This is a genomic window from Prevotella herbatica, from assembly GCF_017347605.1.
Taxonomy (GTDB): domain Bacteria; phylum Bacteroidota; class Bacteroidia; order Bacteroidales; family Bacteroidaceae; genus Prevotella; species Prevotella herbatica.
The window spans coordinates 1,417,706-1,441,909 of record NZ_AP024484.1 but is presented as its reverse complement, the minus strand read 5'-3'; the positions used below and the strand labels follow the sequence as shown (position 1 = coordinate 1,441,909).

Here is a 24,204-nt window from a genome sequence, read left to right as displayed (position 1 = left end):
TTGATAAATATTAGTGTGCAAAGTTACTAATTATAATTGATAATCTAATGATCTTTGTTGGTTTTCAACTATTTATGCCATTTGTCGGCAAGAAGAGAAAAACCGAAATAAAATATCAGAGCTGTTATAAATCCTGCAATTGCATCTATTGCATAATGTGCCTGTATATATACTGTCGCCAGACATAGGAACACATAGAAAGGTAGCATAATGAACAGTAGTTTTTTGTTTCTGCTATGCCATGCAAGCAACATGCATATTGTCGATATTCCTACATGACTGCTTGGGAATGCAGCGGTAGGTCTTTCTCCGGCAGCTTTCGCGTCTTCAACCAAGTCGTAGAATATGCCGTCGGTATATCCAGGACTAGGCAGACAGTCATGATGATTACTAAAATAATATTGAACATCTGGGAATATTCCGTGCGTAATATTACTTATCCCTACAGCCTTATAGTAGAATGTTGGTCCCACAACTGGCACTATGTCGTATATAACGTAATAAGCAAGGAATGATGCCATGATCACAAATGCTATTTTGTGATACTCATTATATCTGTATATAAAATAAAACAACACAGTTAATGCTATCATTGGATAATAGGCTGCATAGCCACAATCCATCAGTTCGCTTATGATGTGAGACGAAAATCTGGCAGAGAAATCTAATGCTGGTTGGAAGCCAAACAGGCTTTGTTCCCACGTGGCAAATAGGTGGTCAAGGTTTGGGAACATGCGATTGATCTCGTATGTGTCAGGATACCACCAAGCCAATAATGCCATCTGTACTGATATACGTGTAAAAAGGGTTACACGGCATGGTAACATTTTATAAACAATCCACATTGCTATTGTTATAGCACCTATACGTATACGCCCCCATATCATAGAGTCTGGATTTACAAGTTTTGTATAAGTAAATAGAACTATAAGCAACGTAAATGCCATATATGCCAACACTGCCCATTCAAGTGGCAGAAGCCCCCTCGCAGGTTTCTTTTCAATGGCAAACCATTTATTTATATTTATCATAACCAATTATTATCCTTATACCATTTAATAGCGAGTTCCGTACCGCGTTTCAGGTCATATTGTGGATGAAAGCCCAATTCGTCTACGGCAGGCTCTATATTACAGCGCCAATTGCGTTGTTTTAAAATGTTATACTTATCGTTGTTAAGTGCTGATGTCTTACCTGTGATTTTTCCTATATATTCACCAACCAATGTTGCAAGTCTCAGTATGAATATAGGTGCTTTTATTCTTATCCACCATGGGCGTCCAAGATTTTCATGAATATAATTACTGAATTCAGTAGAATTATAAATATTGCCGTCACTTAAGAAATATTTTCTTCCGTTTTTACCACGATTAAATGTCAGAAATATTGCTTGTACGAGGTCTTGAACATATATAAATGTGATATCTTGGTGCTTGAAACCAACAGAGAAATCTATATGCCCTTTAATCGTCTTTGCCATCATGAAATAGTCTTTCTCTCGAGGTCCATAAACTCCAGTAGGACGCAATACTACATAAGGGAAATCATTTCCAATAGTGTCCAGAAACTTTTCTGCCATTAGTTTACTTTTCCCGTAGGCAGTATTAGGACGTGGAATGTCGTTTTCTTCAATTTCCATATATGGAGAATTCTCCCTAATGGCACCGAAAATACTTAGGCTGCTGATGTATACAAATCGCTTGATAGGCATCTTCAATGTAATCAGTGCATGAACAAGATTTTTTGTTCCATCGGTATTGGTCTTGAAGAAATCAGATTTATGTAGGCACTTGGTAGCACCTGCCGCATGCACGACATAGTCGAACTCATGTCCGGCTAGTTGTTGCCTTAAATCATCTTCCGAGGATAGATTAAGTTCTATGAAATTTATACGCTCATCGGTAAGATACTTCCTTGAACTGCTTTTCCTCACGGCAGCCCATACTTCCATATCCCTTCTGAGTGCTTCCTCCACAATAAAGCTGCCAATGAAACCACTGGCACCAGTTACTAATATCTTCATCAAAATAGCTATTTGGGAAACAAAAGTAATGCAAATTTCATTAAGCGCAAAGTATTTTATTAATTATTAATCATTTTGCCCCTGTCCATACAGAAGTAATCAAAATTATAATGATGATTTCTGTATGAGCAGGGGCTCATATATTTTAAGTGAAATAACTTGTCTCTTTTGTGATTATTTCAAGTTGAATCTGTATCCTAAAGTTAAAGAGAATACACTGTTGTATAAATCGGCATTACTAAGATCGCCATAGTTGTTTTTCCCTTTAAAGGCAGTGTTTAAACTAAGAGCATAGCGAGCATCAATAACCAAATTATTGAATGCAAAACTCATACCTATTGGCATTGCAATATCAAATGTTTTTGCGTCAACACCCGATCTAGACAAGTTTGCGCTAACATCTCCAACTTTTGCTTTCGCACTCAAGTTAACACCAGGTTGCAGACCTGCTTTAAGTGAGAAACATTTGCCAAGATGGAAATTGCATAAAACAGGCACATTAAGATATTCTGTACAGATTTTAGCGTCAGAGGAGCCATATTTACCGGCACTGCAGCCTTGCTGGGAATACATAAGACCAGTTGATATGCCCAACCAGTTCTTTACGTAGTATTCACCTTCGGCTCCGATTGTGAATCCAGCCTTGTATTCGCAACCTTCATTGTCGTCACCAAAGTAACTTGATGCGTTAACACCCATCTTTGGTGTTATAGTGATTGACCCAGGACGTAACTGCTGTGAATAAGCTGTTACAGTCATTACCAACAAACTAATTAAAACGATTAGTTTTTTCATTTTCTTTAAGTTTACATTAATAGTTAATATATTTTTGCAAAGGTAGTATAAATCTTTAATAAAGCAAAATTAAATATTTGTTTTATATGGTTTATCTCTTTTAAAGTATAAATTAAATATGGTTGTTATATTTTTAAACAAACAGTAGACTGTATTGCCACTGTGTTTTTGCTAATTAGAATTTAAAAAGCAAGGACACAGTGGAAGTTTTATGATTAGAAGACGGTTAACTTTCAATCTATATTATCATAATACAATGTTTTCTTTGTATTTATCTCCGTAATGATTTGTGAAAATAATTTCTATTTTTTTTGCACCTTGTTCTGGTTTTAGGCGAAACAAATGAGTCGTATAGCATTCAGGCAGATTTACATGATGCTCGTTTTTAATTCTAGAATACTCCTCGTCCTTATCTTTGAATTGTTCCATTTTGCCCTTGTTCACTCCGTCTTGTATCCATTCTACGCTGCACTTGTCGTCATAATCCCATACGTTTGCAACTATAAAGTCTTTTTGTGTACTAAACTCTCCTTTTTTATACACATGAATTTGGTACTCTGTGGGTTTCCCAGTTGCTTTGTAAATGCATCTGACTTTTGTTCCGTCAACATCTACAATCATATATCCGTTTGGTGCACCGCATCTGTTTACGTCTCCCCACCACCAAGCACCCCCGGCAGCACCTATGTTATGCTGGTAAAGATGTTCGTTTACGTCAACGTCTTGGTAAAAGTGCGAGTGTCCACAGAATACGTGAACATCATATTCTTGCAGAAGTTTGTCAAGCATAGGAGTATTATGCATATTTGCGTATGGATACCATTTGTTCCATCCTGGGGCATGCATATTCAAGAAGATCATAGATCCTTTAGGAATATAGCTGAGGTCTTTTCGTAACCATTCTAATTTAGACGGCGTAAGCATTTCAACATATTTGTTATGTTGCATGTTGTTGATGTTGTTTATTGTAACAACATGAATTTTTCCGATGTTGAATGAATAATCTGTAGGTCCGAAGTAGTTCATAAAATCCATCTCGGAATATATCTTTGCCCCCTTTGGAGAATTCTCTAGACTGGGTATACTCTTAATCATATCGTGATTACCTATACACATGAATGTTGTCATTCCTGTGTTTTTGATAGACTTTTTAAAAGGTTCCCAAATATTTCGTTTACTGAATACCAAGTCTCCAAGCGTTATTCCGATTACTTCACGTTCTTTATTCATACGTGATATTTCGGACTTTAAATCCTTTACAGTTTCATTGCACCAACGCTTATAATCATGCTCGTCGTTTATTTGCGGATCAGAAATCGCGATGTAATAAAACTTGTCAGATTCGTTCTCACGTTTGTTCAATATGAAGTTGTGTGTTCTGACAGATTTGCCTTTTAACTTGTTTATTGCGGCATAAAATCCATAAGCTATACCATCCTTATGTGGGAGCATGTATTCAGAAGGAGTTGATATAGTAACGAACTTGCTTTTAGTAGTGTCTGCTACAATACGATATTCACCTTTCATGTTCGTTTTTACGAAGTTTGCTCCGTCATTCACAACAACGTTAGGAATACCGTTCCCCAATTGATTGCACACTTTACCCATAACGGTAATCTTGTAGTTTTGTGCTACCATGCTTGTTGATGACATTAAGCCAAGAAAAAGCCATAAAGAAAATCTTTTCATCTATAATATTTATATAAATAACGCTGCAAAATTACTATTATTTTTTTATAGCATATACACATTAAGATAAATAATTTAAATGCGCGGTAAATATATTGCTGTAAGCACCAAATCTCTTGATAATCAATGTCTGACGGTTTATATCTTTGGAATAAACGTTAAAATAGGAATTTATATTTTGTAGTTTGGCTTTAAAGAATTATTTTTGCAAGTTAGAATATTCTTAATTTATATAGATTATGAAAATAGCTTTGATTGGCTACGGAAAGATGGGACGCATGATAGAGGAAATAGCCCTTCAGCGTGGTCATGAAATTGTTTGCAAGATTGATGTCAGTAACCCTCAGGATTTTGATTCTCCAGAGTTTGCTAGTGCAGATGTTGCGATAGAGTTTACTAATCCTACAGCTGCTTATGGCAACTATTTAAAGGCTTTCAAACACAATGTTAAGATTGTGAGTGGTAGTACTGGTTGGATGAAAGACCATAAATCAGAAGTTGAGGCTCTTACTAAAGACGGTAAACAGACATTGTTCTGGGCATCAAATTTTTCTATTGGTGTAGCTATTTTCTCTGCTGTAAATCGTTATCTTGCGAAGATAATGAATAATTTCCCACAGTATGATGTTGAAATGGAGGAAACTCATCACATTCATAAGTTGGATGCTCCGTCAGGGACAGCAATTACTCTTGCTGAGGAAGTGATAGATAATCTTGATAGAAAAACAGAATGGGTTAAAGGGTTTCAGCATAATGCTGATGGAACAGAAGAAGGCAGCAATGAAGTTGCCGAGAATCAGTTAGCGATAGCTAGTATACGTCGTGATGAAGTACCAGGTATTCACTCAATAAGCTATGATAGTGAGGCAGATAAAATCACGATAACTCATGATGCTCATAGCAGAAAAGGATTTGCACTAGGTGCTGTTCTTGCGGCTGAATATACAAAAGAACATACAGGATTGCTTACCACAAGTGATCTTTTTAAATTCTAATAACGATGATTGATAAAAACAAAACCAAGATTAATTCTAAGGTTCAATGGACTAAGTTTACTGTAGTTCTAGTTTGTTACCTACTTTTCCTACTATGGGTTAAAAGTTGGTGGGGACTAATAGTTGTACCGTTTATATATGATGTATATATTACAAAAAAAATAAGATGGCAATGGTGGAAGGATGCTGAGGGGCCTACTCGTTTCCTTATGAGTTGGGTTGATGCACTTGTATTTGCTCTTGTAGCTGTCTATTTCATTAATCTGTTCTTTTTCCAGAACTTTGTTATTCCTTCATCTTCTTTAGAGAAGAGTCTGCTCACGGGTGACTATTTGTTTGTAAGCAAGGTTAGTTACGGTCCGCGTATTCCAGAGACTCCGCTCACAATGCCACTAACTCAGCATACACTCCCTGTCGTAAATGCCAAAAGTTATATTGAATGGCCACATTGGGACTATCGTCGTGTTAAAGGCTTGGGTAATGTGAAGCTTAATGATATTGTCGTTTTCAATTATCCTGCAGGTGACACAATTTGCTCTTCTGATCAATGGCAACAGCAAGACTATTATGCGATGTCTTATGGCATTGGAGAACAACTTTATCAGCAAAATCATAGTATGCCACAGCTGAAGTCACTTAACAGAATTCAGCAGCGCAGATATTTTGATATGATTTATGCACTTGGTCGTAATTATATATTGAGTCATCAGCAGGAATATGGTGAGATAATTACACGTCCTGCTGATCGTCGTGAGAACTATGTAAAACGTTGTGTAGGACTTCCAGGACAGACTTTGCAGATAAAGAACCGAATAGTATATCTTAACGGAAAGGCAAACAAAGAACCGGATAATGTTCAGTATTCTTATTATGTAAAACTCAGATGCCCTATGCCGCAGGAATTAATGGATCAACTCGGTATATCAACAGAAGATATAACAGGTCTTACCCAATACGGTTTTATTCCTCTCACAAAGAAAGCTGTTAAGGCTTTATCTAAGCGCAAGGATATTGTGCAGAGTATTCGTCTTAACACAGATGCTCAGACTGGAGATTTATATCCTCTAAACGGATATACTGGTTGGACTCGCGATAATTATGGTCCTATCTGGATACCAAAGAAGGGTGCAACTGTGAAATTGGATATGAACAATATTGCTATCTATGAGCGTCCTATACATGTATATGAAGGTAATAATCTAAAGATTGTAAACGGAAATATATATATAAACGGCAAGGTGGCACATAGCTACAAGTTCAAGATGGACTATTACTGGATGATGGGTGATAATCGTCATAACAGTGCCGATTCTCGTTATTGGGGATTTGTACCAGAGAGCCATATCGTAGGAAAGCCTATATTTATATGGTGGAGCCATAATCCAGATCATCCAGGTCTCAGTGGTATAAGATGGAATCGTCTGTTTAATCTTGTCGATAACATTAAATAATATTTATTAAAGCCTTCCCTCAAATGGGGAGGCTGATTGATATGCGGCTATTCCTGAAATGGATGATATCAATTTTGGCTGCGTTTTTAATCGTATTAGCGGTGCGCACCTTTGCTTTTGCTGTCTATAAAGTACCAGAAAATTCTTTGTTGAAGAATGGTGACAGAGTGATAGTGAATAGATTGGCACGTACTGATTTTAAAAAAAATGATTTAATTGTCTTTGGTGACAGTGTTAAGTTGATTGGTAGAATCGAAGCTCTGCCTGGAGATACGATCACTGTTGGCAAAGACAAATTTGTTATACCTACGGTATGTTGCCGAAAGTGCAGGTGTAAATATTGTCATGAATACCTTATTAATATAGGGCGTGGTAAATTACTTGTACCTTATCATTGCATAAATGGCAAGGCATACCGATTATACAATCTTCCGTTTTGACAACAGCATTACTTTCTTCTACATATTTTGGTCCTATACAATGGTATCAGAAACTAAATAGCTATGACCATTGCATGATTGAACAGCATGATAATTTTATCAAGCAGACTTATCGCAATCGATGTGTCATACCTACTACTAATGGACTCCTGTCACTTAGTATTCCGGTGACCGCAATTGAAGACTCATCAATATCAAAGACACCCATGAAGGATATTCGCATCTCTGATCATGGCAATTGGCGACATATTCATTGGAATGCTTTAACTTCAGCTTATGGTGAAAGTCCTTTCTTTGAGTATTATCAGGATGACATACGCCCTTTCTACGAAAAAAAGTGGGACTTCCTTATTGATTTCAATATGGCAATAACACAAAAGATGAATGAGCTTTTGGATATTCACCCAATCATGAGGCTTACAGACAAATTTACGACATTACTAGGTGAAGAGATTGTGGATTTTCGTGATGTCATACGTCCAAAACATCCTGGAAAAGATGATGATTTCCAACCTAAAAAATATTACCAGGTGTATCAGCATAAATTTGATTTCCAACCAAATATGAGTATTCTTGACTTATTGTTTAATGAGGGAAATGAATCTGTGTTTTATCTTTAGATTTATATTATCATAAAAAATATATAGTTGCCAGTATTTTTGGATACGGGCAACTTTTTTGTTATATGTGGAACAAAAGTAGTACATGAAACATTATGAAATTTAAATGAGCTATTTTTTAGTATCATAATCCTCAATAATATATAAATTTGCCGCCGTAATCATAATTGATACTAATACTATGCAACATTTGTAAACATACACTTGCTGATATAAATAGTAAGTCAAACATCTAATATAACAACCTAATAATTATCTAACAAAGTTAAACATGGATTATCTAAAATCTATTGAAAAGCCGTTAGTGTTGCTATTCTTGCTTTGTTTATTCCCATTGGGAATATCGGCTCAAAGCATAGTCAAAGGAATAGTAAATGATGAATCAGGTGAGCCTGTAATTGGGGCGACGATTCGAGTTGTGGGCACAAAGGAAGGAGCTATTACAGATTTTAATGGAAGTTTCCAGATCTCAGCTGCTCCAAATGCTAAGTTAAATATCACTTATGTGGGCTTTGTTCCCCAAACCGTGAATATTGGCGGACGTAAAAACATTAATATTACATTGAAGGAAGACGCAAGTACTCTTAATGATGTAGTAGTAATTGGTTATGGTACCGCAAAACGTAGTGATATATCTGGTTCAGTTGCTTCTGTTGACACAAAGTCAATGATGAAAAAAGCTCCTATAAACCTTGCCGACGGACTGAAAGGTGCTGCTCCTGGTGTTATCGTTACAACTCAGGATGGTGCTCCAAATGCCATGGCACGGGTACATATACGTGGTGTCGGGACCATCGGTAATGAGTCGGAACCTCTATATGTTGTTGATGGAGTCCAAGTTGGTAATAATGCTAACTTCTTGAATCCTCAGGATATTGAAAACATAGAAGTATTAAAAGATGCTTCTGCAACAGCTATCTATGGTGCTCGTGGTGCAAACGGTGTCATCATGATTACCACAAAGCATGGTTCAAAGGGTGCTCTTCATGTAGACGTAAACGCTGGTTGGAGTGTTCAAACTCTTGCAAGCACACTTAATACCCTAGATGCTGATATGTATGCAAAAGCAATTCGTCTGGCTCGTCAAGGTGATGGAACAAACGTTGCAATGCCTATATTCGGTGAAAAATATGATGGTCAGCGTAAGACGATTGATTGGCAGAAAGAAATGACCAGATCAGCTCTTCGTCAGAACTATTCTGTTAACATAAGTGGTGGTACAGAGAAATTCCAAAGTTCTTTCTCTGCAGGCTATTTGGATAACGAAGGTGTTGTCGTAAATACCAACTATCGTCGTATGAATCTTCGTGGAACTATGAAAGCTCAGGTTAATGATTATCTTGAGATTGGTGGTGACTTGAACTTTACTCATGATGTTAATAGAGGAAGTAATAATGGTTTTGGTAATAATACCAACCTTTCTTCTGTTCGTGACTATGCAACATTAGCTCCTACAATGGACTATACAGATGCAAATGGCAAGATTGTATCACCAAATGTTGTTAATGCTGATGGTACTTATGGTACATTCTGGCAGAACTCTGCAACTGGTAATGAAATATCAGGAAGTGCTGATAACTTCTATGCTAAGCAGATGGAACTTGATAGCCCAACACGTAATAATCGTGTTTTAGCTAATGTTTATATTGATTTGAATCCTATTAAGGGACTTCACCTTAAATCAATATATTCTTACAATCATAATGCACAAGATAATTACAACTGGCAGACTCCTGTTGTTCGTTATAATGGCGGACAACAAGTTGCAATGAACAATATCGACACTAGACGTAGTTTTAGCCTTTCACAGAATTCTAGTTACGACAAGAGTATTGAAACTTATCTTACTTATCATTGGGCTAACGATATTCATGATATTACAGCAATGGCAGGTAACTCTGTTAGTGAAGGCAAAGGTTATTGGTTAAATGCTAGCGCAAAGGATTTCCCAGCAGAAACAGTTCGCTTAATTTCTCTTACCAATAATCTTTCTACCAAGGACTGCGGTGGTGGTTTTAATGCTCAGTCTCGTTTCATCTCTTATTATGGTCGTTTGATGTATAGTTTGATGAATCGTTATAACTTGACTGCAACTGTTCGCCGTGATGGTAGTTCAAACTTTGGCTTAAAAAAAATGTGGGGAACATTCCCTTCTGCAGCAGCATCTTGGCGTATGTCTGAAGAGCCTTGGATGAAAGATATTAGCGCTATAAGTAATATTAAACTTCGTCTTGGCTGGGGTAGAACAGGTAATGCAGGTAACCCTACAGATCTTGCATTTCAACAGTTAGGTGCTACTCAATATCATTTCTATTCTGATGGTGCTACAACCCAAAATTTTAACACCGCTAATGGTATAGCTCAGTTGATTATTGCAAATCCTAATTTACAATGGGAAACAAGTGAACAAACTAATCTAGGTCTTGATTTCTCTCTTCTTAAGGGTGATTTAAATATGTCATTTGATTACTTTATTCGTAATTCTAAAAATGTACTTATTGATGTTTCTGTACGACCATCTTCTGGCTATCAGACATATTATTGCAACAATGGTAAAATCCGCAACATTGGTTTTGAATTCAGTGCAAGATACAACCATAACTTTAATAAGGATTTTTCTATTGGTGCAACCATCACAGGTTCAACACTGAAGAACAAGGTTGTTAAGCTTGGTAACGATCTTATGAACACATGTTCTGGTGGTAACGATGGTTCTAATATTGATGGTTCTAATGTTCAGGCTGTTAATGGCGATGGTTTGAAGTGGAACAACCACTCTATCTGCCGTGAAGGTTATGCTGTAGGTTCATTCTATGGTTACAAGGCTGCTGGTATTGTACGTACTCAGGCTCAGCTTGATGAATTAAATAAGTCAGCAAAAGGTGGCATATATCAGGATGGACTTCACGTAGGTGACCTTTATTATAAGGATCTTAATAATGATGGCAAAGTTGACGAGAACGATGTTGACATCATTGGCAATGGTTTCCCGAAAGTAAACTTCGGTCTTAACTTGAATGCAACTTATAAAAATTGGGATTTCTCTATTTACACTTATGGTGTACTTGGTCAGAAGGTCCTTTCTTACTCAGCAATGCGACTTTCTACAATGAAACCAGTTGATGATCCTTCAGTTCCAAACATCCTTAAAAGTGCTTATAACGAGTCTTTCTCTGTAAATCCTAATGGAAGTCTTCCTCGCTTGAGTATTCTTGATGATAAGAACTCAAACTGCCGTGTATCTGATTTCTGGGTAAAGAATGGTGACTTCTTGAAGATTAATAACATACAGATTGGTTATACATTCCCAAGAGAGTGGCTCGCTCCATTGAAGATAACTTCTGCTCGCGCTTTCATGTCTATTAGTAATCTTGCATGTATATCAGGTTACAATAAATATGGTGATCCTGAATGTGGTCAGGGAAGTCTTCTCTATACAGGTCTTGATACAGGTCGTTACCCAACACCTCGTACTTATTCATTGGGATTAAGTGTACAATTCTAAATTAATAATCTTACAAATAAAAATACGATGAAATATATAAATAAATCTATCATAATTGCTGCGATGGGAGTTGCCACGATGGGGCTAAATACGTCGTGTAACAATGATGATTTCTTAACAGTAGATCATTATGGAATCCTCCCTGCAGATCAAATGTTTAAAACAGAAGCTGATGCTGTTAGTGGACTTAATGGTATTTATGACTGTTTGTTTGCAGATAGTAAATACGCTGATGCGTGGAACTTCAAGCCGCAGTTATTCTTTGGTTGTCACCCGACTTTGGATACACAGGCTACAGGTTATGACGTGAACTGGTGTAAGCAAGGTTGGACATCTGATGATGCTGACCTAGGTAAGAGTTATAATTATTCTTATCGAGCTATCGGCCGTGCTAACGATTTCCTAACCGGACTTGAAAGTTCAGATAACGCAAAAAATTTCAAGTCTTATAAGTATCTTGATGGTGAAGCTCGCGCACTTCGTGCATATTTCTATATGTTCCTTGCCGAAAATTGGGGACGTGTTCCTATGCTTGCCAATGGTGAGAACTTTATTAATACACCAAATAAGGCTGCTGCCGAAACTGATGATGAGATGTGGGACTTTATTATAGCCGATCTTAAGCAAGCTGCAGAAGATCTTGATTGGAAACCTTATAACAATGAATATGGACGTTGCACAAAGGGTATGGCTTTATCTTATCTAGGTGATGCTTATATGTGGAAAGCATACAAGGCTCGTTTTAATGGTAAGACAGAAGAAAGTAAGCCAAATCTGGAACTTGCTAAAGCTGCTCTGTCTCAGGTTATAACTAGTAAAACATATGAGTTGGCTCCTTCTTATTCTACCCTTTGGGATGTAGATGAGGCTTGGCCAAAAGAATGTGTATGGCAGGTTGTAAATGATATGGGTGCAGGTAATTATGGCAAATGGGATTCTGATGCTCATATCTTTAATAATTTCTTTGCAGCTTCTACCAATGGTGGTGGCGGTTGGGGATCTGAGTACCTTTCTTGGGAACTTTATTTCTCTTATGAATTAGGTGATAAGCGTCGTGATGCTTCAATGTGTACAAGCCCTGTTGCAGAGCTTCCTATACAATATCGTTCAGCTACTTCTTATGGTCAAAATCCATTCATGCAGCAGAAACTAGGCTCAGATGGTAACAATGGTTACATGTTTGCAAATGGTGGTGAGTATGCTCCAGCAATCTGGACTATGAAACTATGGAGATGCCAGCGTGCACAGTGGACTAATCCTCATTCTCCATGTCACTTCTACTACAAACGTTATTCAGGAGTTCTATTTGACTATGCAGAGTGCTTATTCCGTTTGAATGGTGGCGATGATCCTGAAGCTTGGAATATTATAGATCAGATTCGTCAGCGTGCATTTGGCAATACTGAAGTTGGTAAGGGTGCTGCTCTAAATAGCAAGTTTAATGCATATTACAAGAGTCTTGCTGGTCTAGGTGGATATTCTGATTATGTAGCAAAAAACAATTATCCAATTCCTTTCGATTCTGTATCGGTTCCTGTTCCAGTAGCTCAGATTTACTATACAAAAATTAAGAATGAGGGACTTACTATTGATGGTGTTGGTGTTGTTAGTAAGCCATTTGCAGATTGTGAACCATGGGAAGTTGCTCTTGGTCAGGAGCGCCGTAAGGAATTTAGTTCTGAATGGAATCTTAAGGCTGACCTTCAGCGTAGTGAATTCTTAGAGAAGTCTATTGAATATAACTACCCTAAGGGTGTTGGTTTGCCAAATACAGATCAAGGGAAGAAGAACAATTGGCATTATTATCGTAACTGGGACTTTAACAAGCAGCGTCTTGTAATGCCAATCCCACAAAACGAAATATTGAGAAATAAATTGATTAAGCAGAATCCTGGATACTAATGTTTAGTTGTTTAGTGATTTAGTTAAATTTGATAGTAAGAGGGCATGTCGTTATGACATGCCCTCATTTTGTTTATAGCAGAAGCGTATTGATGATATAAGCACCTTTTGGGGCTCATCCACCGCTTCATAAATTTAATGACAATATTTTACAACGTTAGTGGAAGATATGATAAATCAAATATTTGCCTCTGGGCTTACAGGTGACGATTTGATTTTTTTATGTTTAGGGTGTCTTCTCTGCGTTTTACTTTTTATTTAGCTACGTAGCTACGGCATCTCTCGCAAAGCCAATAAACAGAGAGGATAACGAGACGTAGTTTGGAGGATTAAGCTACGTCAAGCTACGTCCTAGCTACGTAAATTTGTGTCGTTTTAGGATGGAATGTATTCTATAAGTAAATTTGTCAAAGAACCGTTGGCTGCATCTGAGGAACTGAGGATATGTAAATAGACACAGCAAATAAAATCAGAATTATGAAGCTTGTTTAACTATTCTGCTGAATTCCACTGAATTCTTGGCAAAGATACGGCAAAATTTTTGCCCATGCAATCAGATTTAGGTTAGCATGTTAGCCAAATTACTGGGTGTACACATCGTAATACACATGCGCATGCATACACACACACACTCTGGAGTTTTCGTAAAAACAAGTGTCGAAGTGTCTAATCGTTGAACATCAATTTGTTAGACATCTTTTCAGGTGACACTAAGTGTCGGTTATTCGTCGGTAAAATATGGAAACATTTTTCTTCATTTCGCATTGCGTTTTACGAAGAATTACGATGCATTTTGCGATGTTTTGCACTGCATTTTACGAAGAAATGCATTGTGTTTTACGAAGGAACAGGAGGTAGAATATCGTAGAAACGTTTCCATTTCTATATGGAATCAGTTCCATTTCTACATAGAAACGCATGCAAAACTCGATATTTAACCGTCAGTTGACCGTCACTTTATGACGCCTGATTTGTCGATAAAATACTGATATTCATAAAGTTGACACTTCGACACTTGTTTTTAATAAGTCCTAAGTGCGCGCGTGTATGTGCATACATTATATATACACAGAAATAGTAACGTAACTAAGACGTAGCTTATCGTAGCTAAATAGACCTAGCTACATATCGTGAATCCCCCTGTTTATAGGCTTTTCGAGAGATGCCGTAGCTACGTAGCTAAAAAAAAAAGTAAAACGCAGGGAAGGCATTCTAAACATAAGAAATATAAATTGTCACCAATAAGTCTAAGGTCAAACATTTCTATCATAAATTCATATTTATAGGGACACGAATGTAGTTTTTTATTAAATTAGACGTTACTATAATTGCCATAAATTGTATGGACAATGAACATGCATTGCTATAAGAATAATGATATTAAGCAATAATACAGAGATGTAGATGAAATAATGCATAAAAAATAAGAGTGTTTAAGAGCATTATTAACATATCTTACTCTGTGTGTAATTTTGTGTAATATTTGTCTGATTATTATTTTGATTTGTACTCTGTAAATTGTAATTTTGTCATGCTTTTTAATTTTAAAGGCAATGGAAACAACGCAAGAGTTTTTCCTTGCTAATGATAGTAAATAATTTCAGAATATAATTATGGTTAGAAAAACATTAATTGCAATTATAATGCTTTTGGTTAGCAGCGTAGGATTTGCGTTGAACAATAATCGCAACGGACTGATTGTCAAAGGAGATAGTTGCGTTACCGAGAATGACTATTTTCATGCATTAGATTATTTTCTGCAAGCACAGAAAATACGTGATACAAAAGATCTTCAGATGAAGATTGCAGACTGCTACTATTGTAGATACCAGTTAAAGGAATGTACAACGATACTTGAAAAAATAAAGGAGGATAGTTTGAGTCATGATGCTTTCAAAGAATTGTATTATGCCTATGGTGCAATGGAAAAACCTTCTACTCAGGAAATTTATGGTTATGCTCTTATTAGGCGTTTCCCTATGGATAGTAGAATCTTAGCTAGCCTTATGCATCTGATCATTGATAATGATAAATATGGTACCCGACAGTTTCTTGCTGTAGAGTTTGGTGAGAAATATTTTAAAAAGGACTCAGATAACGTGGAGGTTAATCGTGCACTTGCCCAGGCATATTTCTTTTCTCAGAAGTATGATAAATCACTTAATATGTACCATAGGTTGTTGCAGGAAAAGGATACCACATTTTCTGGATTATATTATACGGGCTTATGTTATGAGTATCTTCATAACCTCGATTCGGCGAAGGTGTATCTTCAAAAGGCTGTAAACATTTCTCCAAAGAGTCCCGTCGGTATGTATCGTCTCGGTATGGTGGAAAGTATGCTTCATTTGAACGCTGAAGCTATATCTCATTTGGAAACGGCAGCTCAACTCTATCAACCGAGTCCAACATTAATGAGGCTGATTTATAAAAATCTGGGACAGTCGGAAGCTGAATCCGGAAATAAAGCAAAAGCACTTGAAGCATGGAAGAAAGCCCTTGCTTATGAACCAGATGATGACATTACCTCTAAAATTAAACAGATAAGCGGAAGTAAATAAATGATTGAATAAATATCATGTAATAAATGTAGGAAAATCTCTGAATTACTTGAATATAAGCATTGTCAGTTTATCTTCGCTCATAATATCGGCAGCAACATTCTGAATACCTTCTGATGTAATAGCGTCTATGTTAGCATATAATGAAGTGATGTCTTTTTCCCAGCCGTAGTGTAGATAACTCTTGCCAAAATCGAGGGCGAAATTTTCCTTATTGTCGCATGATACTCCTATCTGACCTTTTATTTGCTTCTTAGCTGCTTTCAACTGAGTTTCAGATAAAGGCTTGTCGATAACTTTGTTTAATTCTCTCTTCACAAGTTTTATACACTTGTTTACGTCGTGCGGATCGCAGCCGAAGTAAATGCCCCATATTCCCGTGTCACCATAGTTCATCATAGTGCTTTCAACCGTATATACCAATCCATAATGTTCACGCAGACTCATGTTAAGTCTGGCGCTCATTCCTGGTCCGCCAAGGATATTGTTAAGCAGGTACAGACTTATTCTTCTGTCATCATGGATATTATAACTGCGGTTTCCTATCATCACGTGAGCTTGGTGAGTACCTTTGTCAACTTCTATAATCTGACTCTTATACTCTGGTAACGCTTTACTTATGTCAGGATTGATCAAAGGTTTGCAAGGTCCGAAGTCGGCAGTAGCCTTATTAAGTAGTTTTACTATACGTTTGAAGTCTACATCTCCGTAAATGAAGAATATGCTATTTTCAGGACGATAATATTTGTCTGTGAATCTCTTAGCGTCTGCAGTCTTGAAACCTCTTACAAGTTCTGCTGTACCCAATATGTTGTGTCCAAGTGGATGACCTTTGAAGAGTATATTTTCAAACTCGTCATATATAAGGTCTGCTGGTGAATCCTTGTAACTGTCTATCTCGTCGCAGATCACTTCTACTTCTTTATCTATTTCCTGTTGTGGATAAGTGCTGTGGAAGACGATGTCAGTGAGAATGTCGATAGCTTTTGCCGTATGTTTTTTCAGTATGGCTGAATAGTACACAGTATCTTCTTTATTTGTGAATGCGTTAAGGTCACCTCCAACACTTTCTAAACAGTTTATGATTTGCCAAGGACGTCTGTGCTCAGTTCCCTTAAATGAAACATGTTCGCAGAAATGCGCCATTCCGTCTTCCGTTGGCAGTTCGTTTCGTGTGCCTGCATTTATTTCATATCCGCAATATACCACATCAGATGTTGATGGCTGGTGAATAATGCGTAACCCGTTATCAAGAGTAAAAGTATTGTATGTCATATTGTGTGCAAAGTTACTTAAAAATTTGCAGATGCCGCTGATTTCGATTATATTTGCATTCAAAATAAAAAATATACAATATAAAAATTAATGCGTAAGGTAATAGGAATTGGCGAGACGGTACTCGACATTATTTTTAAGGAAGGTCAACCAGTGAGTGCCGTTCCTGGTGGTTCTGCTTTTAATGCCATTATTTCCCTTGGTCGTTGTGGAGTAAATTCAACTTTTATTAGTGAGGCTGGTAATGACCGTATTGGTGACTGTGTAATTAAATTTTTAAAGGAGAATGGTGTTAATGCCGATAATGTGAATATCTTTCCCGACAGCAAGTCGCCAATCTCTCTAGCTTTCCTTGACGAGAATAATAATGCCGATTACATATTTTATAAGGATCATCCTCATGACCAGTTGGAGTTTATATATCCAGAAGTAAATCCTGATGACATTGTTGTCTTTGGTTCGTTTTTCGCCATTAATCCAGTTGTTCGTCCACAGGTTGCGGGATTTTTGGAGTATGCCCATAATCATGGTGCTATATTATATTATGATGTTAATTTCCGATCTCAACATAAGGACGAGATAATGAAGATTACTCCAAATCTTATTGAGAATCTTGAATTTGCTGATATAGTGCGTGGTAGTCATGAAGATTTCGAAATATTGTATAAGCAACCAGATGCGGATAAAGTTTATAACTCAGAGATAAGTTTTTATTGCAAAAAGTTTATCTGCACTCGTGGCAGTGAACCTGTTGCTGTACTTGCTGAGAACAATTTTGCTAAAGAATATGATGTGTTTAAGACTGAGACGGTAAGTACTATTGGAGCTGGAGATAATTTCAATGCCGGTTTTATTTTTGGTATGCTTAAATATAATGTTACTCATTATGATATAGAGAATGGACTTAATGAAACACAGTGGGACAATCTCATCTCTTCAGGTTTGTCTTTCTCTGCAGAATGTTGTAAAGATATATATAATTATGTAAGTTCTGAGTTTGGTGAAAAAATGAAACTTAAGGAATAATTATATTTTTTCCTATGTGAATATCGTTGTCACATCTTTATACTACCTTAAAGATGATATAATTTTCATTTTTAAGGCAAGTATAAATATAGAAAGTGTGTTTCCCTGTGCAATTAATCTAATAATATATTATTCAATTAAACTTTATGCAATCTGCGGAATTCTGCAGGGGTTGAACCTGTGGCATGACGGAAGTAGCGTATGAAGAAAGATGCGTCAGAGAAATTATATTCGGCGGCAATTTGTTTGATAGAGGCATGCGACGTGCGTAGGTTCAGTTTTAACTGCATTATTACATATTCATCTATGACATGCTTTGCTGTGATACCTGTTTTGCGAGATATTATTATTCCTAGATATTTGCGTGTTATGCATAGTTTTGATGCGTAATAATTTACGTCTCTAGAATGTTTGTAGTCTTTTTCAAGTATAGCCATGAATGCATTGAAAAGTTCGTTTGTTCGTTGGCTGCCAATTTCCTCCATCTGCTCTTGTGGATTGTTGCGTATATGTTCATAGATTCCTAGAAAAAACGATTTCAACATCAATAATACTATATGGTCCGTCTCTTCATAAACAGGATTTGATAGATAAAACGAAATATATGTAAACATTGATTCAACAACATTTTTTACAACTTCAGGGTCGCTACACTTACGGTCAGTGCGTAAAAATGAGTAAACGGCATGTTCTAATTGTAAACTAGCCTCACGTAACATCGAATTACTATATCCTAATACGTCAACACAAAAATCCGAAGTAGCATCATGAAGTTGTAGGCCCTCACCTGGAAATATAGTTATAACTTCACCTTTAGATAAATCCCAGTGATTGAAATTCACTTGCATGCGTGCATGTCCATCACGACAAAGAATGATAGCCCCTCCACTTGTTATTGTTGGTGAATCTATGTATTCTGTCAATGAAGTGCTGTATATTTTTGCTTGATTCATTTTATTTTTATTCTCGTTTAGGCTGCAAATATAGCCTATTTTTCTTTTAAAAGGATAATATATGTCACAAAACGTCTATAGACATGGACTTTAAGTTTATTAACATTTGTCTAAATAGCAGTAACTTTGCACCTGAATTCTAAATGTGCTCATTGATATATAGTAGAGACAGGGTTGTAATCCCATGATTAAGGATAGGGTAAAAAGATTTATTTGAAATATAGATATGATTAAAAGATTTATTTTGACAATCACATTGGTTGTGATTCTTTCTGTTAATGCCAATTCGCAAATAGTGAGAAAAATGAGCATCAGTGATATGTTTCAGTTGGCAGAAAGCAATAGCCGCGAACTAAATTCACAGCGGACAGGACTTGAAGTAGCTAACGAAGGTGTAAAAGTAGCAAAAAGTGAACGCTTGCCAGACGTCAATGTAAAACTAAATGCCAACTATATGGGTAACATTCTGCTTACTGACCGTGACTTCACAAATGTTCACGGTTATAGTGCGTTTCATTTCGGAAATGAGTTTGCTGTTGATGCACAACAGGTGGTTTATGCCGGTGGAGCAATAAATGCAAATATAAAATTGGCGCAACTTGGTAAAGAACAAGCTGGATTAGGTCTGGATATGAGTCGCGAGAATATCCGTTTTATAGCATTAGGTGAATATCTGGATTTGCAGAAACTGCAAAATCGTGAAAAAGTAATAGAAGATAATGTAGAATTAACAGCTAAACTTATAGCTAATATTGAGGAAAAACATAACCAGGGTGTTGCATTGAAAAATGATATAACACGATATGAACTGCAAATGCAGACGTTGCGTCTCACACTCACAAAGATACGCAATCAGCGTAGTATCATAAATCATCAACTATGTAATTCTTTAGGACTTGTAAATTCTGAGATTATTCAACCTACAGATGATACGGCTTCTGCAATATTCAGCAAAGATGGCGAAACTAAATGGCAGACCGAGACTGCTGATCAGTCACAGCAAATTAAAATTTCCAGACTGAACGAGCGTATAGCTGAACAGCAAATAAAAATAGCAAAAAGTGACTTTATGCCAAAGGTGTCTCTTGTGGCATGCAATGATTTTAACGGACCTATAACATTTGAAATTCTGTCTATTAACAAGAATCTTAACGCTTGGTATGTCGGAGTTGGAGTGAAATACAGTTTGTCGTCAATTTTCAAAAGCAATAAAAAACTTTCTAAAGCAAAACTAGCGTTCAAGAATGCTAAAGAACAGACTGATGTTGTGGGCGAACAGCTGAACAATCAGGTGCAGGCTGCCTATACACAGTATTTGGAAAGCTACACAGAATTAGAAACACAAGAGAAAGACGTTGAATTGGCGCAGCAGAACTATAAAGTGATAAACGAAAGATATATAAATCAACTTGCTCTTATCACCGACATGCTTGATGCCAGCAATATGAAACTTGATGCCGAACTTAGCGAGGTAGATGCACGTATTAATATTGCTTATGCATACTACAAAATGAAGTATATAGCAGGACAACTTTAATATAAAAAGAAAATAAAATAATAAAAATGAACAAGAGGAAACAAGTATTAAGAGCTTATAATATCATAGTGATAGCGTTGTTGGGTATAGGAGTAATATATGTTTGTAGTAGGTTTGTGCATCTTGGCACAGTTGAATATACCGACAATGCAATGGTTAATAGAAATATTACTCCTATAAACACACGTGTACAAGGATTTATAAAGGAAATAAGATTCAAGGAATTTCAATATGTTCACAAGGGAGATACTCTTGTAATAATAGAAGATGCAGAATACAGACTTGCCCTTGCTCAGGCTGAGGCTGGAGTAGAGGGAAGTAAGAGTGGTAGCAATGCAGTGAGTGCAACCATCAATACGGTGGAAAGTAATGTTCATGTAGCCAGTGCTGGTATTAACGTTGCTGGCGCAGGTGTTGCAGAAGCACGTGTGGGAATGCTTAATGCAAAGAAAAACTATGACCGTTACACAATGCTTTTAAAGAAAGACGCTGTAACGCAACAGCAGTTTGACAATATAAAGACACAGTATGAAGAGGCACTTAGTCGCTATCAAGGTGCTGTCGCAAAAATGAATCAGGCAAGTGCAAACAGAAATGCTACTGCTGTAGTAAAACATGAGCAGACTCAGCGACTTGGACAGTCTAATGCTGGAGTGAGCGTAGCACAGGCAACCCTGAACTTGGCACGACTAAACTTATCATATACCGTGATAACGGCACCCTGTGATGGATATGTGGGCAGAAAAAATATTCATGAAGGACAGCTAGTACAACCTGGACAGTTATTGGTTGACATGGTAGACCAAGACGAGATATGGGTTATTGCCAACTATCGTGAGACTCAGATGGAAAATGTTAAAGTTGGAATGCCTGTTGAGTTTAAGGCAGATGCTATTAGCGGTGTTACTTTTAAGGGTCGTGTGCAGAGCATTAGTTCAGCTACAGGGAGTGTATACAGTAATATTCCTATTGATAATGCAACAGGAAACTTTGTAAAAGTAGAACAGAGAGTTCCTGTTCGTATAGAACTCACACGAGATAATAATATAGCAGATGTAAAACGTCTTCTTTCTGGTTTGAATGTAGAATGTGAGGTAGACTATTAATGATAAAAAATAAAGGATAATATATGGCAGATACATTTATAAGTCATCCGTTTGTTATGCCGTTTATGAAGCCTTTTGTTCCCAAAAAGCTTCAGCCTTGGATATATTTTTCATTTATCATTATATTTCAGATGGTAAATTGTGTGTATCTGGGGTCAATAGAACAGATGGTTGGCGAATGTGGTATGATGAAAGAAGACGTGACGATGATAGTCATGTGTGGTGTTCTTGGTGTAACAATGCCATTCCCAATACTTTTTAGACTAAAGTTCAGGTTTACCAATCGTAACCTTCTGATGTTCTCAATATCAGGAATGATATTGTGTAACTTTCTGGCATTGTGGGTACGCTCAATTCCATTGCTTTGCATTTTCTCTTATGCCTGTGGCTATATGAAGCTCATGGCAACATTCGAATGTACATCTAATATTCGTTTATGGATGACTCCGAGACGAGATTTCAGAATATTCTTTCCGTTGCTGTATATCGTAGTTCTCGGTGATATGAGCTGGAGTTCTTGGATAGCTATACAACTCACATATTACTGTGGAACATGGATGGCAATGCAATGGTTTGTTATATTGCTGCTAACGTTCGTCTTATTAGTTGTGTTTTTCTGTACTCAGCATTACAGATTTATGAAACCGATACCGTTTATTAGTATAGACTGGTTGGGGTGTATATTATGGTCATTGTTTATACTTGAAGGTATATTCATATCCAACTACGGTGAATTTTATAATTGGTGGGACGGGACGGTTTGGCGCATTGTTTTAATGAGCATTCCTGTCACACTATGGTTTGCAATTCAGCGCATGTGCCATATACGACATCCTTACATTTTGCCAACGGCTTTTAAACACAAAACGTTGGTTCCTATATTGGGAATGTTTGCTGTAGCAGAGCTGATGAACTCAACGCCGAAAGCATTACAGACGGTATTTATGGGGGCTGTTTTGCATTATGGAACAATGACAACGTCTAGGTTCGATTTGATAAATATTGTTGGAGCAATGACAGGTTGTCTATTCAGCTTGTGGTGGATGAAGATGGTTCGTTTAAAATATACCACCTTGCTAACAATTGGATTTATGTTTCTTTTGGTATATCAGGTATGGATGTATTTTTATATAACGCCAGATCTAAATATTGAGCGATTATATTTCCCTACTTTTATACAGAATTTTGGTTATGCAATATTTTTTGTAACGCTTACCATATATCTTCAGGATCTGATGCCGTATCCAAATTTCTTTTTAGGAATGACTATCGCTGGGTTCATTCGTAACGGTCTTGTAGCTACAATGTGCAATGGTGTTTATAGTTACATGTTGAGATATTATGTAACCGACAATATGGTATCAGGTAGACCTTATGACTATATGCAAAGTCTGATGATGGGTATAAAGCAAATGTATGGGGTTACATGCGTTGGTGGAACATTCTTCTTGCTGTTGTTAATGCTGTGGTATGTTCAACCAGTGCGCTCAACCTTAAAACACATTCCTTATTGTAATGTCATTGGAAGAGAGATGAAGAAAGAAATGAAGCACGAAAAATAACTTCTTGTTGTATGTAGCAAAAAAGAATAAATTCCTTTTGTTTTGTCTGTGATAATCTTTATCTTTGCAGAAAGATAAAGATTATCATGGCAAATCATCCTTTATGGCAAGAAGAATACTGGTTGCCGCTTATGCAACTATATCTGAAAAAACCAGTGGGCGTGAAGGCGATTTACTCACGTGCAATGGTAGAACTTGCATTGGAACTGAACATAGAGCCACAATTTCTCTATGAACAGATGTTTTGGCTTAGACGGCATTCCACGCCAAGTCTGAATTTGCTGTGGAATAAATTTACTAACCATTTGAAGAAACTTAACGCCGATGTTGAGCAACTACGACTGATGCGAGGTTTCAACCATCCAGATGAATTTTATCGTGGAGTGGAAACTAAAGATACTTGGCAGAATGATTTCAAACCATTAAAGAATTATTATGCAAATTTGGATGAAAGTAAAAATATACTTATGCCCTTGCATTTGATAATAATTCTAGACCTATATTTTCACCTTACCCCTATAACAATGGTTAAGGAGACATCTGAAATACAGGATTTGGTAAAACTTACAGACATAGATGCCGGAGTGATAGTTGATGTCATGGATGCTTTTCAGCAATGTGATCCATATTATAATAGAATTACATTGGAAGTAAGTCCGCTATTTGAAAGTTGTCACGATATATGGCAAAGATATGGTAACGGAGATCCTAAAGGACTTGCTGCATTAGCGTCACAACTTAAAGAATATTTTAGAAAGTAAGAT

18 protein-coding genes are annotated in these 24,204 nt (G+C 36.8%); 12 read left to right on the top strand and 6 right to left on the bottom strand.

The genetic code is table 11. The annotated features are described in order from the left end of the window. Positions 1–68 precede the first annotated feature (68 nt). The 4 genes from prwr041_RS05440 to prwr041_RS05425 all read right to left on the bottom strand — a co-directional run bounded on the left by prwr041_RS05440 (position 69) and on the right by prwr041_RS05425 (position 4,507). A complete protein-coding gene (locus prwr041_RS05440; protein WP_207155321.1) occupies positions 69–1,031 on the bottom strand; it encodes a phosphatase PAP2 family protein in 963 nt (320 codons plus the stop codon). Next, the gene (locus tag prwr041_RS05435) at positions 1,028–2,023 is read right to left on the bottom strand and encodes an NAD-dependent epimerase/dehydratase family protein (RefSeq protein WP_207155320.1); all 996 of its coding nucleotides are present in this window, start codon (positions 2,021–2,023) and stop codon (positions 1,028–1,030) included. The genes prwr041_RS05440 and prwr041_RS05435 overlap by 4 nt, the downstream gene beginning before the upstream one ends. Before the next feature lie 174 nt (positions 2,024–2,197). Next, positions 2,198–2,818: a porin family protein gene (locus prwr041_RS05430; RefSeq protein WP_207155319.1), complete on the bottom strand. Its 621-nt coding sequence runs from the start codon at positions 2,816–2,818 to the stop codon at positions 2,198–2,200. Positions 2,819–3,064: 246 nt separating this feature from the next. Further along, positions 3,065–4,507: a calcineurin-like phosphoesterase C-terminal domain-containing protein gene (locus prwr041_RS05425; protein WP_207155318.1), complete on the bottom strand. Its 1,443-nt coding sequence runs from the start codon at positions 4,505–4,507 to the stop codon at positions 3,065–3,067. A 239-nt stretch (positions 4,508–4,746) separates the two neighbouring features. On the opposite strand from prwr041_RS05425, the gene dapB reads away from it, so the two are divergent. From dapB to prwr041_RS05390, 7 genes are all read left to right on the top strand, one after another. Continuing rightward, positions 4,747–5,502: a 4-hydroxy-tetrahydrodipicolinate reductase gene (gene dapB, locus prwr041_RS05420; protein WP_207155317.1), complete on the top strand. Its 756-nt coding sequence runs from the start codon at positions 4,747–4,749 to the stop codon at positions 5,500–5,502. A gap of 5 nt (positions 5,503–5,507) precedes the next feature. Further along, complete coding sequence (gene lepB / locus prwr041_RS05415; RefSeq protein WP_207155316.1) at positions 5,508–6,953, top strand: signal peptidase I; 1,446 nt, start codon at positions 5,508–5,510, stop codon at positions 6,951–6,953. Positions 6,954–7,015: 62 nt separating this feature from the next. Next, positions 7,016–7,393 (top strand): signal peptidase I, encoded by a 378-nt coding sequence (gene lepB, locus prwr041_RS05410; RefSeq protein WP_207155315.1) that lies wholly within the window; start codon positions 7,016–7,018, stop codon positions 7,391–7,393. Next, positions 7,390–8,013 (top strand): WbqC family protein, encoded by a 624-nt coding sequence (locus tag prwr041_RS05405; protein WP_207155314.1) that lies wholly within the window; start codon positions 7,390–7,392, stop codon positions 8,011–8,013. The genes lepB (prwr041_RS05410) and prwr041_RS05405 overlap by 4 nt, the downstream gene beginning before the upstream one ends. Before the next feature lie 271 nt (positions 8,014–8,284). Continuing rightward, positions 8,285–11,518 (top strand): SusC/RagA family TonB-linked outer membrane protein, encoded by a 3,234-nt coding sequence (locus prwr041_RS05400; protein ID WP_207155313.1) that lies wholly within the window; start codon positions 8,285–8,287, stop codon positions 11,516–11,518. 27 nt (positions 11,519–11,545) lie between these two features. Continuing rightward, the gene (locus tag prwr041_RS05395) at positions 11,546–13,420 is read left to right on the top strand and encodes a RagB/SusD family nutrient uptake outer membrane protein (protein ID WP_207155312.1); all 1,875 of its coding nucleotides are present in this window, start codon (positions 11,546–11,548) and stop codon (positions 13,418–13,420) included. Between the two features lie 1,613 nt (positions 13,421–15,033). Next, positions 15,034–15,981, top strand: coding sequence for a tetratricopeptide repeat protein (locus prwr041_RS05390; protein WP_207155311.1), 948 nt, complete (start codon positions 15,034–15,036; stop codon positions 15,979–15,981). Between the two features lie 45 nt (positions 15,982–16,026). Here the strand turns inward: prwr041_RS05390 and prwr041_RS05385 are convergent, their stop codons facing one another. Then, positions 16,027–17,256 (bottom strand): M16 family metallopeptidase, encoded by a 1,230-nt coding sequence (locus tag prwr041_RS05385; protein WP_207155310.1) that lies wholly within the window; start codon positions 17,254–17,256, stop codon positions 16,027–16,029. 90 nt (positions 17,257–17,346) lie between these two features. Here prwr041_RS05385 and prwr041_RS05380 point away from each other — a divergent pair, with 90 nt between their 5' ends. Further along, positions 17,347–18,282 (top strand): carbohydrate kinase family protein, encoded by a 936-nt coding sequence (locus prwr041_RS05380; RefSeq protein ID WP_207155309.1) that lies wholly within the window; start codon positions 17,347–17,349, stop codon positions 18,280–18,282. Positions 18,283–18,419: 137 nt separating this feature from the next. On the opposite strand, the gene prwr041_RS05375 is transcribed toward prwr041_RS05380, so the two are convergent. Next, a complete protein-coding gene (locus prwr041_RS05375) occupies positions 18,420–19,235 on the bottom strand; it encodes an AraC family transcriptional regulator (RefSeq protein WP_207155308.1) in 816 nt (271 codons plus the stop codon). Between the two features lie 226 nt (positions 19,236–19,461). On the opposite strand from prwr041_RS05375, the gene prwr041_RS05370 reads away from it, so the two are divergent. From prwr041_RS05370 to prwr041_RS05355, 4 genes are all read left to right on the top strand, one after another. After that, a complete protein-coding gene (locus prwr041_RS05370) occupies positions 19,462–20,772 on the top strand; it encodes a TolC family protein (protein WP_207155307.1) in 1,311 nt (436 codons plus the stop codon). Between the two features lie 26 nt (positions 20,773–20,798). Further along, entirely contained in the window at positions 20,799–21,878 is a 1,080-nt protein-coding gene (locus tag prwr041_RS05365; RefSeq protein WP_207155306.1) for an HlyD family secretion protein, read from the top strand. 23 nt (positions 21,879–21,901) lie between these two features. Next, a complete protein-coding gene (locus prwr041_RS05360) occupies positions 21,902–23,440 on the top strand; it encodes a hypothetical protein (protein WP_237072311.1) in 1,539 nt (512 codons plus the stop codon). An 86-nt stretch (positions 23,441–23,526) separates the two neighbouring features. Continuing rightward, positions 23,527–24,201, top strand: coding sequence for a hypothetical protein (locus tag prwr041_RS05355; RefSeq protein ID WP_207155305.1), 675 nt, complete (start codon positions 23,527–23,529; stop codon positions 24,199–24,201). Positions 24,202–24,204: the final 3 nt, after the last annotated feature.